Source organism: Flavobacterium hungaricum, assembly GCF_015182285.1.
GTDB lineage: Bacteria > Bacteroidota > Bacteroidia > Flavobacteriales > Flavobacteriaceae > Flavobacterium > Flavobacterium hungaricum.
Genome location: NZ_PRDM01000001.1, coordinates 1,765,096 through 1,781,887, shown reverse-complemented (window position 1 = coordinate 1,781,887; position 16,792 = coordinate 1,765,096). Strand labels below are relative to the sequence as shown.

10 protein-coding genes, 4 tRNA genes and 3 rRNA genes are annotated in these 16,792 nt (G+C 36.5%); 14 read left to right on the top strand and 3 right to left on the bottom strand.

From position 1 onward, the window contains the following. From C4F50_RS07680 to C4F50_RS07645, 8 genes are all read left to right on the top strand, one after another. Positions 1-82 (top strand): 16S ribosomal RNA (locus C4F50_RS07680); the annotation flags it as partial. Positions 83-207: 125 nt separating this feature from the next. After that, positions 208-281: transfer RNA gene (locus tag C4F50_RS07675), tRNA-Ile, on the top strand. A gap of 158 nt (positions 282-439) precedes the next feature. Next, positions 440-513, top strand: a tRNA-Ala gene (locus tag C4F50_RS07670). A 137-nt stretch (positions 514-650) separates the two neighbouring features. Further along, a 23S ribosomal RNA gene (locus C4F50_RS07665) occupies positions 651-3,531 on the top strand. Between the two features lie 154 nt (positions 3,532-3,685). Beyond that, positions 3,686-3,795 (top strand): 5S ribosomal RNA (gene rrf / locus C4F50_RS07660). Positions 3,796-3,862: 67 nt separating this feature from the next. Further along, positions 3,863-3,935: transfer RNA gene (locus tag C4F50_RS07655), tRNA-Phe, on the top strand. A 6-nt stretch (positions 3,936-3,941) separates the two neighbouring features. Next, positions 3,942-4,027: transfer RNA gene (locus C4F50_RS07650), tRNA-Leu, on the top strand. A 176-nt stretch (positions 4,028-4,203) separates the two neighbouring features. Next, positions 4,204-4,638, top strand: a complete 435-nt coding sequence (locus C4F50_RS07645; protein WP_193845812.1) for a nuclear transport factor 2 family protein — start codon at positions 4,204-4,206, stop codon at positions 4,636-4,638. Here C4F50_RS07645 and C4F50_RS07640 read toward each other — a convergent pair whose 3' ends face one another. After that, positions 4,639-5,289 carry an endonuclease III domain-containing protein gene (locus tag C4F50_RS07640; RefSeq protein WP_193845811.1) on the bottom strand — a complete coding sequence of 217 codons (651 nt, stop codon included), beginning with the start codon at positions 5,287-5,289 and terminating at the stop codon, positions 4,639-4,641. It lies immediately after the preceding gene. 43 nt (positions 5,290-5,332) lie between these two features. Beyond that, on the bottom strand, positions 5,333-6,199 hold the full coding sequence (locus C4F50_RS07635; RefSeq protein WP_193845810.1) for an alpha/beta hydrolase: 867 nt from the start codon (positions 6,197-6,199) through the stop codon (positions 5,333-5,335). A gap of 114 nt (positions 6,200-6,313) precedes the next feature. Between C4F50_RS07635 and C4F50_RS07630 the strand changes: the two genes are divergently transcribed. The 6 genes from C4F50_RS07630 (at position 6,314) to C4F50_RS07605 (ending at position 15,948) form a co-directional block, all read left to right on the top strand. Next, positions 6,314-7,735 (top strand): glycogen synthase, encoded by a 1,422-nt coding sequence (locus tag C4F50_RS07630; RefSeq protein ID WP_193845809.1) that lies wholly within the window; start codon positions 6,314-6,316, stop codon positions 7,733-7,735. Continuing rightward, positions 7,732-9,012, top strand: coding sequence for a glucose-1-phosphate adenylyltransferase (locus tag C4F50_RS07625; RefSeq protein ID WP_193845808.1), 1,281 nt, complete (start codon positions 7,732-7,734; stop codon positions 9,010-9,012). Before C4F50_RS07630 ends, C4F50_RS07625 begins: the two co-directional genes overlap by 4 nt. 49 nt (positions 9,013-9,061) lie before the next feature. After that, entirely contained in the window at positions 9,062-10,966 is a 1,905-nt protein-coding gene (gene glgB, locus C4F50_RS07620; RefSeq protein WP_193845807.1) for a 1,4-alpha-glucan branching protein GlgB, read from the top strand. A 200-nt stretch (positions 10,967-11,166) separates the two neighbouring features. Continuing rightward, positions 11,167-13,566 carry a glycoside hydrolase family 31 protein gene (locus C4F50_RS07615; protein WP_193845806.1) on the top strand — a complete coding sequence of 800 codons (2,400 nt, stop codon included), beginning with the start codon at positions 11,167-11,169 and terminating at the stop codon, positions 13,564-13,566. Positions 13,567-13,651: 85 nt separating this feature from the next. After that, positions 13,652-14,461: a M48 family metallopeptidase gene (locus C4F50_RS07610; protein ID WP_193845805.1), complete on the top strand. Its 810-nt coding sequence runs from the start codon at positions 13,652-13,654 to the stop codon at positions 14,459-14,461. Between the two features lie 161 nt (positions 14,462-14,622). Beyond that, positions 14,623-15,948 (top strand): MFS transporter, encoded by a 1,326-nt coding sequence (locus tag C4F50_RS07605; RefSeq protein ID WP_193845804.1) that lies wholly within the window; start codon positions 14,623-14,625, stop codon positions 15,946-15,948. A gap of 93 nt (positions 15,949-16,041) precedes the next feature. Here C4F50_RS07605 and C4F50_RS07600 read toward each other — a convergent pair whose 3' ends face one another. Further along, entirely contained in the window at positions 16,042-16,770 is a 729-nt protein-coding gene (locus tag C4F50_RS07600; protein ID WP_193845803.1) for a head GIN domain-containing protein, read from the bottom strand. Positions 16,771-16,792 lie beyond the last annotated feature (22 nt).

Below are 16,792 nucleotides of genomic sequence, written 5' to 3'. Positions count from 1 at the left end.
GCTGCCTAGGGTAAAACTGGTAACTAGGGCTAAGTCGTAACAAGGTAGCCGTACCGGAAGGTGCGGCTGGAACACCTCCTTTCTAGAGCCTTGGTGTTAGTCTTCGGACACGCCTTGGAAATAAGATGGATATTTGATGTTTTGGAATTCCAAGACTGTATTACTCTTGCTGTTAATTTGAAAAAAAATGAAAATTAAGTAAAACAGAGTCTCGTAGCTCAGCTGGTTAGAGTACTACACTGATAATGTAGGGGTCGGCAGTTCGAGTCTGCCCGGGACTACTATTTGACTTTAGATTTAAGATCTCAGATTTTAGATTTAAAACAATAGACTGAAAAGCTTGATTTAAAGGAAATTCTGGAAGCTGGGATTCACCAAAGGAAATTAGATCAGAATCAGTAATCTAAAATCTGAATTCTAAAATCTAAGATTTAAAAATGGGGGATTAGCTCAGCTGGCTAGAGCGCCTGCCTTGCACGCAGGAGGTCAACGGTTCGACTCCGTTATTCTCCACTGGTTTACTATAAGCATAGTAAATAAAAGTTCATTGACATATTGAGATAAGAAAATAATAAAAGTAGAAAGCGTTTTTTACAATTTTATTGTAAAGAACAAAAAAAAACGGTCGTAATTAATTTTATGACTGGGTACAATAAGCAAAATAAGGGCGTATGGGGGATGCCTAGGCTCTCAGAGGCGATGAAAGGCGTGATAAGCTGCGAAAAGCTGCGGGGACGGGCACACACCGATTGATCCGCAGATACCTGAATGGGGCAACCCGTTATGTTGAAGACATAACACACCGATAGGTGGGCAAACCCGCTGAACTGAAACATCTAAGTAGGCGGAGGAGAAGAAAACAAAAGTGATTCCGTAAGTAGTGGCGAGCGAACGCGGAACAGCCCAAACCAGTCTTGTTACGGCCTGACTGGGGTTGTAGGACCACGATATTTTATGCACAAGGAACCGGAAGTTGCTGGAAAGTGACGCCGCAGAGGGTGAAAGCCCCGTATGGGCAACAAGTGTAATAGATAGTGGTATCCTGAGTAGGGCGGGGCACGTGAAACCCTGTCTGAATTTGGCGGGACCATCCGCTAAGGCTAAATACTCCTGAGAGACCGATAGTGAACCAGTACCGTGAGGGAAAGGTGAAAAGAACCGTGAATAACGGAGTGAAATAGATCCTGAAACCATACGCTTACAAGCGGTCGGAGCCCTTTCGTGGGGTGACGGCGTGCCTTTTGCATAATGAGCCTACGAGTTAACGCTGCTGGCAAGGATAAGTACTTCAGGTATGGATCCGCAGCGAAAGCGAGTCTGAATAGGGCGCTTTAGTCAGTAGTGTTAGACGCGAAACCGTGTGATCTACCCATGGGCAGGTTGAAGCTGTGGTAACACACAGTGGAGGACCGAACCGGTTGACGTTGAAAAGTCTTCGGATGACCTGTGGGTAGGGGTGAAAGGCCAATCAAACTCGGAAATAGCTCGTACTCCCCGAAATGCATTTAGGTGCAGCGTTATTTTAGTTATACAGAGGTAGAGCTACTGATTGGATGCGGGGGCTTCACCGCCTACCAATTCCTGACAAACTCCGAATGCTGTATAATGATTGATAACAGTGAGGGCTTGGGTGCTAAGGTCCAAGTCCGAGAGGGAAAGAACCCAGACCATCAGCTAAGGTCCCCAAATATATGTTAAGTTGAAAGAACGAGGTTTGTCTGCCCAGACAGCTAGGATGTTGGCTTGGAAGCAGCCATTCATTTAAAGAGTGCGTAACAGCTCACTAGTCGAGCGGACGAGCATGGATAATAATCGGGCATAAACATATTACCGAAGCTATGGATTTACAGTTTACTGTAAGTGGTAGGGGAGCATTCTGACAGGGCTGAAGGTGTTCCGTAAGGGATGCTGGACTGGTCAGAAAAGAAAATGTAGGCATAAGTAACGATAATGCGGGCGAGAAACCCGCACACCGAAAAACTAAGGTTTCCACAGCTATGCTAATCAGCTGTGGGTTAGTCTGGACCTAAGGCGAACCCGAAAGGGACAGTCGATGGCCAACGGGTTAATATTCCCGTACTGCTTATTACTGTGATGGGGTGACGGAGTGATGAAAGCGCCGCGAACTGACGGAATAGTTCGTTAAAGTACCTAACTATAGGCTCTACAGGCAAATCCGTAGAGCTTGGTGAAATACGATAGTACTCGGAGTCTTCGGACAAAGAGATAGTGCGCCTAAGGGCTTCCAAGAAAAACCTCTAAACTTCAGGTAATAAGCACCAGTACCGTAAACCGACACAGGTAGTTGAGGAGAGAATCCTAAGGTGCTCGAGAGATTCATGGCTAAGGAATTAGGCAAAATAGACCTGTAACTTCGGGAGAAAGGTCGCCCCGAGCAATCGGGGCCGCAGTGAAGAGGTCCAGGCGACTGTTTATCAAAAACACAGGGCTCTGCAAAATCGTAAGATGAAGTATAGGGCCTGACACCTGCCCGGTGCTGGAAGGTTAAGAGGAGATGTTATCTTCGGAGAAGCATTGAATTGAAGCCCCAGTAAACGGCGGCCGTAACTATAACGGTCCTAAGGTAGCGAAATTCCTTGTCGGGTAAGTTCCGACCTGCACGAATGGTGTAACGATCTGGACACTGTCTCAGCCATGAGCTCGGTGAAATTGTAGTAACGGTGAAGATGCCGTTTACCCGCAGTGGGACGAAAAGACCCTGTGCACCTTTACTATAGCTTAGTATTGACCTTGGATAAATGATGTGTAGGATAGGTTGGAGACTATGAAGCGGCGTCGCCAGGCGTTGTGGAGTCATTGTTGAAATACAACCCTTTGTTTATCTGAGGCCTAACCCCATATTGTGGGGGACATTGCTTGGTGGGTAGTTTGACTGGGGTGGTCGCCTCCAAAAGAGTAACGGAGGCTTCTAAAGGTTCCCTCAGTACGCTTGGTAACCGTGCGTAGAGTGCAATGGCATAAGGGAGCTTGACTGAGAGACATACAGGTCGATCAGGTACGAAAGTAGAGCATAGTGATCCGGTGGTTCCGCATGGAAGGGCCATCGCTCAAAGGATAAAAGGTACGCCGGGGATAACAGGCTGATCTCCCCCAAGAGCTCATATCGACGGGGGGGTTTGGCACCTCGATGTCGGCTCGTCACATCCTGGGGCTGGAGAAGGTCCCAAGGGTTGGGCTGTTCGCCCATTAAAGTGGCACGCGAGCTGGGTTCAGAACGTCGTGAGACAGTTCGGTCTCTATCTACTGCGGGCGTTAGAAATTTGAGTGGATCTGATTCTAGTACGAGAGGACCGAATTGGACTAACCGCTGGTGTATCTGTTGTCCCGCCAGGGGCACCGCAGAGTAGCTACGTTGGGAAGGGATAAGCGCTGAAAGCATATAAGCGCGAAACCCACCACAAGATGAGATTTCTTTTAAGGATCGTGGAAGATGACCACGTTGATAGGCTATAGATGTAAAGGCAGTAATGTCATAGTCGAGTAGTACTAATAATCCGTAAGCTTATGTACACCCTTTTCCCGGGTCCAAAGACCCGGGAGGAAACTTTCTAACCAAATTTATTGTATTTCTTTATCTCAGTATGTTAAGATATTGGTTTTAATTATGAATTGTCAATTATCAATTGTTAATTAAAACAGATTGCCCAAAGCAATTATAACTTCTTAAGGTGGTTATTGCGGCGGGGCTCACCTCTTCCCATCCCGAACAGAGAAGTTAAGCCCGCCTGCGCAGATGGTACTGCAGTTATGTGGGAGAGTATGTCGTCGCCTTTCTTTTTAAAACCCTGTTTTATATAGACGGGGTTTTTTATTCTAAATTACTTATTTATAAGTTTTTTAAGGTACCTTAGCTCAGATGGTAGAGCAATGGACTGAAAATCCATGTGTCCCTGGTTCGATCCCTGGAGGTACCACATAATGCTCGGATGGTGAAATTGGTAGACACGCTGGACTTAAAATCCAGTGAACAGCAATGTTCGTGCGGGTTCAAGTCCCGCTCTGAGTACTAAAACTTCAATTGGCTTCTGCTAATTGAAGTTTTTTTTTTGGAATAAAATTAACCTTAGCCTCTTAATTTTATAATTTTACTTTTTCTAAAATACCAAATCAAGACCTAAATCTATGTTTGCTGAATTTTAATCCTTTTTTTATAATTTTGAGTTTAATTAAAAACACTATTATATGAAAATCTATTTTATTTCATTTTGTTTGTTTTTTGTATTAACAACGCAGGCACAAAAACAGGAAGTTCAGAAATGTATTGAAATTTTTTTTGAAGGATTTCATCAAAAAGATTCAGCTAAAATAAAATTGGTTTGTTCTGATAAAATTATCTTGCAGTCAATCATAGAAAATTCTGTAAAAGGAAATAAGCTGAGTACCGAAAGTGCGGCAGAATTTTATAAATCAATTGCATCAATTCCTTCCAATACAAAATTCATTGAAAAAATATTGAGTTATAATATTCAAATTGACGGGTCAATGGCTCATGTATGGGCGCCGTATGAATTTTATTTAAATGATAAATTGAGTCATTCAGGCGTTAATACTTTTACGTTATTTAAAGAAAAAGATTCTTGGAAAATAATTTATTTAATTGATACGAGAAGAAAATAGCTAGTTCTTAAGTATTTCAGTATTATAATATAAACAAATATCTGTCAGAAGACATTCAGGGCATTTTGGTTTAGGTCTGCAAATTTCACGACCCAAAAATGAGATTGCCATTCCAATTTCAGACCAAATCTTTTTGGGTAAGGCTTCCATCAAATCTTTCTCCACTTTATTACCGTCTTTAGATTCTTTTATTATTCCAATTCTAGGAGCCACTCTTATCACATGTAAATCAGCTATAATCCCTTCAGCAGGTTTATTTGTTTCTCTTAAAATAACATTAGCAGATTTTCCTCCGATGCCTTTTAATGCCGTTAATCCTGACATTGTTAAAGGAATATCATTGTCATTTTTAATTGTTTTCGCTATTTCTAAAAGCCATTGTGCTTTAGTTCCATGATTTCGAACTTTGCTTATATAAGGCAGAAATGTATCTAAATCTGTTTGTGATAAACTTTTAAGTGTTGGATATTTTTCAAATAAAACTGTTGCAATTGAGTTAATATTAGCATCAGAATCCTGAGCAGATAAGACAACCATAACCAATAATTGATACGTATTTTGATAATCTAAAGGATGTTTTTTGCCTTTATATTTTTTTAAAATGGGTTTTAATTTAGTTTCCCAGTTCAAAGTTTCTCCAAATAAATCCATTTTGTTTTTTTTAATGCTGCTATACAAAGAGTTATATATAAAGTTAATCGATTTTAATGAATTCTAGTATTTTTTTTATAACATTTTGATTTCCAAGTATTTTCCGATGCCCCAATCCATCAGTCAAAAATAATGATCCATTTTTTAGGTTCTGATGAATATGTATTCCAGCCTTAACAGGAACTTCAGGATCATCGTTATCATGGATTACTAAAACGGGAGTATTAATTTTTTGTGCTGCACGATATGCTGAAAAATCATCCATTTTTAGTTGATACTTTTTTTCGAAAAAGTCTCTTAAAAGATTTCCGTTTTGTTTTTTCAATTTCAATTTGAATATGAATTCATCCAAAATATCCTGTACAATATCGCCACTTCCAATTATGACTGCTTTTTTTACTTTGAGACCATCTTTAATGGCATTCAATACCGACATTCCACCCAATGAATGGCCGATTGCAATTTCGAAAGGGCCATATTGTTTTTCAATTTCAAGGATAGAAGCAATGAATTCCGACATTATTGTAGTTTTTCCTTCGGATTTTCCATGTGCAGGAGCATCAAAACTTACGATTGAATAACCATTTTGTAAAAGTTCCTCAGCAATTTTGAACAATTGGGTGCCGCGTCCCGACCAGCCGTGTACAAGCAAAATTTTACGATCATTCTGCCCATAATGATAAGTAACAATATTTTTACCTACTGATGGAACGTTAATGCGTTTTTGAATACTCTTAGTATCCATATGCAGTTCCCTTTTAGGAACTTTATGTTTTATAGGGGTTGTAAATATTCTTGCAGTAAATTTTGTTAAAAGTTTTGTAGATAATAATGCGCAGATTTTCGCAGATATTATAATTATTGCAGGAATTTTTAATGATTTAGTAGGATTAATTGCCTTTTTTGCCATTTCGATAAAATTTATTTTGAAGCAGTAGTTTGCTTATTTTTTCCTAAATTTAAAGAACATAAAAATAGCATATAATTATTGCTTCTTTAAAAATAATCACAAATTAATTTCTAGATGGAAATATTTCATATTAGTGCAGAATGTTACCCTGTTGCGAAGGTCGGCGGCTTAGCAGATGTAGTTGGAGCATTGCCTAAATATCAAAAAGCTGCGGGACATAATGTTAGAGTGGTAATTCCTGGTTATGATACAAAGTTTAGAAATGAAAATGACTTTGAATGTGTTCATTGGGGAACAGTTAAATTAGGAAATTTCAATTTTCCTTTTAGTGTTTTAAAAGAGACTACAGATAAACTTGGTTATGAATTGTATCTAATAGAAATTAATGAATTGTTTAACCGTCCGAATGTTTATGGATATGAAGATGATATCGAAAGATTTTTGTCTTTTCAGATTGCGGCATTAGACTGGATTATTGCAAGAAGTAAAGTTCCGGACGTTATTAATTGCCATGATCATCATACCGGTTTAATTCCGTTTTTACTGCAATTTGCTTATAAGTATGAAGACCTTAAAGATGTTAAAACGGTTTTAACAATTCATAATGGTTTGTACCAAGGATGGTTTGGGTTTGATAAATTATATTATCTGCCAGAATTTGATTTGAAACATGTTGGATTTTTAGAGTGGAATAATTCAATTAATTCATTGGCGGTGGGAGTTAAATGTGCAAATGCAGTAACAACAGTCTCGCCGAGTTATTTGAATGAAATTAATTATGCTGCAAACGGTTTAGAGGATTTGTTTAAATCTGTCAGCAATAAATCGAAAGGGATCTTAAATGGAATCGATACTGAAATTTGGAATCCATTCAAAGATCAAATGATTGCTTTTAATTATTCATCTGAAACATTTGAGTTAGGGAAACAAAAAAACAAAGAAAAACTTTGTGAACAGTTTGAATTAGATCCGTCAAAACCATTATTTAGTTTTATTGGGAGATTATTTGAAGAAAAAGGCGGTGACCTGCTTCCTCAGGCTGCAGCATTAGCTTTGTCTGAGAATTTTGAAAATATAAACATACTCATATTAGGTTCTGGCAATGCTGTAATAGAAGATCAACTGCAGCAGCTGAGAAATGATTATACTGGAAATTACAATGTTTTTATAGGATATAATGAAGATTTGGCACATTTAATTTACGCAGGTTCGGATTTTATTCTAATGCCTTCTCGAGTAGAGCCATGCGGACTGAATCAAATGTATGCATTGCGTTATGGCACAGTTCCTATCGTTAGAAGAACTGGCGGATTGCGTGATACTGTAATAGATTTTGGAGACGACGGAAACGGAATCTGCCACGACCAGGCATCTGTCGGCGATATTTGTTACTCTATTAATCGTGCAATAGGGTTATTTGCTGATAAAGAAAGTTTTAATAAAATAATTTTAAGAGGAATGACAACAGATCATTCCTGGGAAAAAGTATGTGAGGAATACATCAAAATATACAACTTAATAAATTCAGCAAAATGAAATTTAAAAAGAAAAATGTTGTCGCTATTATTTTAGGAGGAGGACAGGGATCTCGTTTGTTTCCATTAACAGAAACAAGATCAAAACCAGCTGTACCCATTGGTGGAAAATATCGTTTGGTCGATATTCCGATTTCAAATTGTATTAATTCAGATATTTTTAAAATATTTGTTTTGACTCAGTTTAATTCGGCGTCGCTAAATGCACATATTAAGAACACCTTTAATTTTAGCATTTTTAGCCAGTCATTTGTTGATATTTTGGCTGCAGAACAAACCCCAGACAATCCAACATGGTTTCAGGGTACTGCAGATGCTGTCCGCCAGTGTATGTCTCATTTCTTAAAACATGATTTTGACCATGCATTGATACTTTCAGGAGATCAATTGTATCAAATGGATTTTAACGAAATGCTTGAAGCTCATATTGCTAACAATGCGGCCATTTCTATAGCCACTTTACCCGTAAATGCTAAAGACGCACCAGAATTTGGAATTTTGAAAACCAACCATGAAAGCTGTATAGAAGCATTCATCGAAAAACCAAATGCCTCACTTTTACCTGAATGGGAATCTGATGTGAGTGAAGAAATGTATGCAAAAGGTAAAAAATACCTTGCTTCAATGGGAATTTATATCTTCAATAAGTCTTTACTTGAAGAGTTAATGGCCGATCCTGACACAAAAGATTTTGGAAAAGAAATTATTCCGCAAGCCGTTGGAAAACATAAGATTTTAAGTTATCAATATGAAGGATATTGGACGGATATTGGAAATATTGAATCCTTTTTTGAGGCAAATATTGGCTTAACAGCAGATATTCCAGAGTTCAATTTGTTTGATAATGATAATAAAATTTTTACACGTCCTCGTTTACTGCCTCCTTCAAAATTTAGAAATTCTATTATCAATCAATCCTTAATTTCTGAAGGCTGTATTATTAATGCCAAAGAAATAAAAAGTTCTGTAATAGGAATTCGCTCTAGAGTTGGAGTAGGAACAATTTTGGAAAACTGCTATGTAATGGGAAATGATTTTTATCAAGACCTGGATGAACTAAATCATGAAAGCAGTATTAATAAAATTCATGTAGGTATTGGTGAAAATTGTTTTATCAAAAATGCTTTACTAGACAAAAATGTTAGAATTGGAAATAATGTTCACATTAACGGCGGTAAACATTTGGATAATTTTACCAATGAACTGTATAGTATTAAGGACGGAATTGTGGTTATTAAAAAAGGGGTTGTACTTTTAGATAATTTCAGAATAGAATAATCTCATACAATTTCAACACTAAAATTCCAATATTGCTTAAAATACTGCTATGAATAAAGTTATTACCCATTCTCTTTTTACCGATTTTGATATTGCTCTTTTTAAAGCCGGAAAACATTATAGATTATATGAAAAATTGGGCGCGCATTTAATTGAAGTTGATGGAGTAAAAGGTGTTTATTTTGCTGTATGGGCTCCTACATCTAATGCGGTATCGGTTGTAGGAGATTTTAATTATTGGGTTCAAGGCGAACATCAACTGCAGGTTCGCTGGGATTCTTCTGGAATTTGGGAAGGATTTATTCCGAATTTAGATAAAGGCGCACTTTATAAATATAAAATTGAATCTAAGATTAATGGTGTAGTAACAGAAAAAGCAGATCCGTTTGCTTTATATTGTGAAAAACCGCCGCACACTGCATCAGTAGTCTGGGATTTAGATTACACTTGGAAAGATGAAAATTGGATGGTTAATCGAAAGGATTATAATGCTTTAGATAAACCTTATTCAGTTTATGAAGTACATTTAGGATCATGGAAACGAGCCGATCATAATCGCTTTTTGAGCTATTTGGAACTTGCCGATGATTTGGTTGCTTATGTAAAAGATACTGGTTTTACTCATGTCGAATTTATGCCGGTAATGGAGTATCCGTATGATCCTTCTTGGGGGTACCAGCTCACAGGTTATTTTGCACCAACTTCACGTTTTGGTAAACCGCAGGATTTTATGGTTTTGGTCGATAAATTACATCAAGCCGGAATTGGAGTTATTTTAGATTGGGTGCCGTCTCATTTTCCAGAAGATGCTCACGGTCTCGGTTTTTTTGATGGTTCGCATTTATACGAACATCCCGATCGAAGAAAAGGGTATCATCCAGATTGGAAAAGTTTGGTATTTAATTATGGAAGAAATGAAGTTCGAGCTTTTCTAATCAGTAACGCGCTTTTTTGGCTGCAGCATTATCATGTTGACGGTTTAAGAGTAGATGCAGTAGCTTCTATGTTATATCTGGATTATTCTAGAAAAGATGGTGAATGGGAGGCCAACATCTTTGGCGGAAATGAAAATCTGGATACCATAAGTTTTCTTAAAGAATTTAATGAGGTAATTTATTCTAATTACTCAGATGTACAAACAATTGCAGAAGAAAGTACTTCTTTTTCGATGGTTTCTCGACCTACTTCTTTTGGCGGTTTAGGTTTTGGAATGAAATGGATGATGGGATGGATGCACGATACTTTACAATATTTTCAGAGAGAAACGGTCTATCGCAAATACCATCAAAATGAATTGAGTTTTGCTATGACTTATGTCTTTACCGAAAATTTTATGCTGCCCTTTTCACATGATGAAGTAGTGTACGGAAAAAAGTCTTTGATCTATAAAATGCCAGGAGACGAATGGCAGCGTTTTGCTAACTTGAGATTACTTTATGGTTACATGTTTACACACCCTGGTACGAAGCTGCTATTTATGGGGGCAGAATTTGGACAAACCAACGAATGGAATTTTGAGAACAGCTTAGATTGGCACTTACTTGAATACGACTATCATTCAGGAATTAAAAAACTGATTACAGATTTGAATCAATTGTATAAATCACAGCCTGCTTTATATGAAAAACAATTTTCAGGAGAAGGTTTTGAATGGATCAATTATTCTGACCATCAAAATGCGGTGCTGTCTTACATTCGAAAAGGAAATAATGAAGATGAAAATCTAGTTGTAGTTTGCAATTTCACCCCGGTTCTTCGGGAAAATTACAGAATCGGAATTCCTAAGAAAGGAAAGCTAAAAGAACTATTTAATACCAATGCTGCTGCTTATGGAGGAAGTGATGTCCAGAACGAAGCAACTATTACGATAGAAGCTGTACCTTATGATGGAAGGGATTATTCTGCATCATTAATTTTACCGCCGTTAGGTGTAATTGTTTTTTCTTTTGCCTAAAATTTAAATCATATTCTGAACACTATTGTTTTGTCAATTTATGGTTTTAAAATTATTGAATTCCTGTTTTTTGATTATCAAATTTGACAGACATTCAGAAAAAACGTTTTCGTTAATAAACCTTTTATTCATAGGGGTTTATCTAGTTTTTTTGTATGTTTGAAATAGAAAAAAGTTCTATAAATTAATTCAGAAGTGATATGATTACAAATACATCATTAGAATATAAAGGCGATTTATATCCATCAAAAATTGCTTCTTATGAGCATGAAGGTGATTCTATTTTTTTTAACACTACAAACAAAGTAATTTTAAAAGTTACCATCCTAAGAGACAGTCTAATTCGTTTCAGGTTTACTACAAAAGGGTATTTTAGTAATGACTTTTCCTATGCAATTGATAAAACGCAGCTTCACGGATATAATTTTTTAGAACTTACCGAAGAAGAAACTTATTTTTTGATCAGAACCAGCAAGGTAAAATGTAAAATTCAGAAAGCTGATCTGCGTTTATCGATTTATGATCTAAATGATTTTTTGATTCTAGAAGATGAATTAGGGTTTCATTGGGAAGAAAGCTATGAATACGGTGGAAACATTGTAAAAATGAGCAAATTTTCTAAAGACGGCGAGTGTTATTACGGCCTTGGAGATAAAGCAACTCAAATGAACCTGAAAGGAAAAAGGGTCGAAAATTTTGCTACAGATCAATATGCTTATCAAAAAGATCAAGAGCCATTGTACAAAGTTGTTCCTTTTTATATTGGTCTTCATAATAAACAATCTTACGGAATATTTTTCGACAATACTTTTAGAACTTTTTTTGACTTTTGCCAAGAGAGACGAAATGTTACCAGTTTTTGGGCAGAAGGAGGAGAAATGAACTATTATTTTGTGTACGGTCCTCAAATGCAGGATGTTGTAACCACTTATACGGATTTAACAGGTAAACCAGAATTACCGCCGCTTTGGGTCTTAGGATATCACCAATGTAAATGGAGTTATTATCCGGAAAGTAAAGTCAAAGAAATCACGTCAAAATTCAGAGAACTTAAAATTCCTTGTGATGCGATTTACCTCGATATCGATTATATGGATGGATTTCGTTGTTTTACATGGAATAAAGACTTTTTTCCTGATCCAAAAAAAATGGTGGCAGAATTGGCAGAAGATGGCTTTAAAACGGTTGTGATTATCGATCCAGGAATTAAAATTGACAAAGATTATTGGGTTTATAAAGAAGGACTAGAAAAAGATTATTTCTGTAAAAGAGCTGATGGACCTTATATGAAAGGAAAAGTATGGCCTGGAGAATGTAATTTTCCTGATTATACAAACCCCGTAGTTAGAGAGTGGTGGGCAGGTTTATTTAAAGAATTAATTTCAGATATAGGAGTCAAAGGAGTTTGGAACGATATGAACGAACCTGCCGTAATGGAGGTGCCCAATAAAACATTCCCAATGGATGTGCGCCATGTTTATGACGGAAATCCTTGCTCTCATAGAAAAGCGCATAATATTTACGGAACTCAAATGGCAAGAGCCACTTATCATGGTGTAAAACGTTTTGTTTATCCAAAACGTCCGTTTGTAATTACCAGATCGGCTTATGCTGGTGCACAGCGCTACACATCATCATGGACAGGCGACAATGTAGCCACTTGGGAACATTTATGGATTGCTAATATCCAAGTACAGCGTTTGTCTATTTCTGGAATGGGATTTACAGGCTCAGACATAGGAGGTTTTGCAGAACAGCCAACAGGAGAATTGTATGCCAGATGGATTCAGTTAGGTGTTTTTCACCCATTTTGCAGAACACACTCGTCTGGAGATCATGGAAATCAAGAACCTTGGGCTTTTGACGAAGAAGTAATTAATATCACTCGAAAATTCGTCAGCCTTCGCTACCAATTACTGCCGTATTTATATACCATGTTTTGGCAGTATATCGAAGAAGGAATCCCGATGTTAAAACCACTTGTTTATTACGATCAGGACGATACACAAACGCATTACAGAAATGATGAATTTATCTTTGGAAATCAAATATTAGTCTGTCCAATACTTGAACCTAATGCTGTAGGCAGACGCATGTATATTCCAAGAGGTGAGTGGTATAACTATTGGACCAACGAGCTTTTTGTTGGCGGAAGGGAGATCTGGATAGATACCAAATTTGACGAAATTCCTGTTTTTGTAAAAGCTGGAGCTATTATTCCAAAATATCCAGTACAGCAGTATGTGGGCGAATTAGAATTTGATGAACTAACACTTGATGTTTATTATAAAAATGGTAAAGAGCAATCAGCAGTTTATGAGGATGCTCAGGATGGTTACGATTATAAAAAAGGACGTTACAGCCATTTGTCTCTAAGAACTATAGGAAAAGAAAAAGAACTGATTATTCAGCTGCATAAAGAAGGTAAATACGATACTCCTTATTCAAAATACAAAATAAACCTGATCGGACTTCCTTTTCAAGTGACAGAAATAGAAATTGATAACGAAAAGATAGCATTTGACAAAATTAATTTTGATGCAAATAAATTCTTACTAGTTGATAAAGAGTTTAATGAACTTCATTTGGTAGGAGAATAGTCTAATTCTGATACTTTTTTGACAAATTGTATAAGTTGAAAATTCATTTATAATTGTATTTTTGTTTTTATAAAACAGCTTAATTATGAAAAAATATTTGTTTTTAGGGATTTTCAGTAGTCTTGTTTTAGCCTGTGCAACGAATCCAATTACAGGAAAACAGAACTTGAATTTTGTTTCAAACAGTGAATTATTTCCAACCTCTTTTCAGCAATACAGTACATTTTTGTCTGAAAACAAAGTTATTACAGGAACTGCAGATGCAAAAAGAGTAGAACAGGTCGGTTTAAAGATAAAGGCGGCGGCAGAAAAATACTTAACTTTTTTGGGTCAGTCTCAATATTTAAAAGATTATCGCTGGGAATATAAATTAGTTGATAATAAAGAAGTGAATGCTTGGTGTCTTCCTGGTGGAAAAATTGTAGTTTACTCTGGAATTTTGCCAATTACTCAAGACGAAGCCGGCTTAGCAACAGTTATGGGACATGAGGTTTCTCACGCGTTGGCAAATCATGGAGCACAAAGAATGAGTGCTGCACAGCTGCAACAAATTGGAGGAGCCGTATTAGATGCTGCAACCAGCAGTAAATCTGCAACAACACAAGCTATATTTTCTCAAGCATACGGAATGGGAACAGAAGTAGGAGTGATGCTGCCGTTTAGCAGAAGTAATGAAAGTGAAGCAGATAAAATCGGCTTAACTTTAATGGCAATTGCAGGCTACAATACAGATGAAGCTATTTCTTTTTGGAGCAGAATGGCTGCAAAATCAGGAGGCTCTAGTACCCCAGAGTTTATGAGTACACACCCTTCTGATGCCACAAGGATTGCAAACTTAAAAGCTTTAATTCCAGAAGCAAAAGCAACCGCTTTAAAAGTTGGCGTTATCAAATAAAACAGAAACTTAAAAATACAAAAGCTATTCTTACCTGAATAGCTTTTTTTATAGGCTGGCTTTAGATATTATTTAAGATTTTTTAATAAACGATTTATCTAAAAGTAATTTAATTATCCAAAAAAATAAATACATTCGTAGCTTCTTAACTAAAATAGAATATGAAACACCTACAAAAAGGAGATAAAAAACTTCTGAATGCCTGGGCATTTTACGATTGGGCCAATTCAGTTTATACTCTTACGATTGCTTCGGCAGTTTTTCCAATTTTTTACGAGGCTTTATTTTCTGACCGTGATCATTATATTGATGTTTTTGGACTGCATCTTAAAAATTCTGCATTAATTAGTTTTATTACTGCTTTTGCTTTTATGGTTGTTTCTTTTATTTCTCCATTATTATCTGGAATTGCCGATTACGTTGGGAATAAAAAATCGTTCATGAAATTTTTCTGTTACGTTGGAGCTTTATCCTGTATGGGATTATATTGGTTCAATCTTGAAAATATTTATGTTGGTTTATTTTTATATTTTTTAGGATTGCTTGGGTATTGGGGCAGTTTGGTATTCTATAACTCTTATCTTCCCGATATTGCTTTTGAAGAGCAACAAGATAGAATTAGTGCCAAAGGATATTCGTTAGGATATATCGGAAGCGTAATTTTATTGATCATCAATTTAGCGATGATAATGAAGCCGAAAATTTTTGGAATTTCTGGTACCGAGGGAGAAGCAGCAATGAAAGCCATGCGTTATTCTTTTGTAATGGTCGGCGTCTGGTGGATTTTATTTAGTCAATACACGTATTATTATCTTCCAAAAGGAAGCAAAGAAACAGGGCAGAAGTTAACCAAAAACGTTGTGTTTAACGGTTTTAAAGAACTTAAGAAAGTTTGGGCGACATTGCAGAATATTGTGCCGTTAAAACGTTATTTAGGAGGATTTTTTGTTTCGAGCATGGCAGTACAAACAGTTATGTTAGTCGCAACGTATTTTGGAGCGCAGGAAATCCAGTGGTCTTCAAAAGAAGAAAGTACAATTGGACTTATTATTTGTATTTTAATAATTCAACTAGTAGCAGTTGTTGGAGCTGTTTTAACATCCAGAGCTTCTGAGAAATTTGGAAATGTGCCCACATTAATTTTTATAAATGGTATATGGGCGGTATTTTGTGCCTTAGCTTTTTTTATCACCCTTCCAATTCATTTTTATGTCATGGCAACTGTCGCAGGTTTTGTTATGGGAGGAATTCAGGCATTATCAAGATCTACTTATTCAAAATTATTGCCAGAAACAGAAGATACGGCGTCATTCTTTAGTTTTTATGACGTTGCAGAAAAAGTTGGAATTGTGATCGGAATGTGTGTTTACGGAATTATTGATCAAATTACCGGAAGCCCGCGTGCAGCGATTGTAATTTTAGGAATATTTTTTATTACTGCGATATTTCTTTTGAGAAGAGTACATAAAAAAGACGTTCCGAATTGACGAAACGTCTTTATTAATAACCAAATCACGAATTGCAAGAAATTATTTGATTGATGATAGTTTTATGTAATTCGTGATTTTTATTTTCAATAATTAAACTTTAGAGATTGTTCCCGATCCAGAAACTTTTACATCTTTTTTCTCTGGATTTCCTGCATATTTAATATTTCCAGAACCAGAAACTCTGGCTGTTAAACTTTCGTTACAATTAACTTTACTATTTCCAGAACCGGCCACTCTTGCTTCAACAATTTTTGATTTTAAATCAGAAGCGTCAATATCTCCAGAACCTGAAAGGTTTGTTGTAAAATGATCTGTTTTTCCTTTTAAATGGATGTTTCCAGAACCGCTGACATTTAATTCTAAACTTTTAGTATCAACAGGCAGTGAAAAACTTCCTGAACTCGCCAGTTTTACCGAAAAGTTATCTGTTTTAATAACATCTTTGGATTCAATATTTCCAGATCCTGCTAAGGCTATTGAAGATATTTTTTGGAAAGGAACTGTGATTTGAATTTTCTTCCCGCTGCTTGGTCGAATTTGGGTGTTGTTGGTAACGTAAATTTTCAGCGAATTATCTTCAACTTCCACTTTAATAGCACTTAATAAATTTTCTTCTCCTTTAAGGATAATTTTCCCTTCTTTTCCAGAAACCAAATCCACATCAAAAGAACCTGCGATTTTAATTCCGTCATAATCCGAAGTTGTCCGGGTTTCTGATACAACGTTTCCGTTTCCATTTAATTTGTTTTTTTCCTGCGCATTTATAGAGCTGGTGATAGAAAATACGCTTATGACTAACAGTAAGATTGATTTTTTCATTGTTTGATTTTTTGATTGTTAT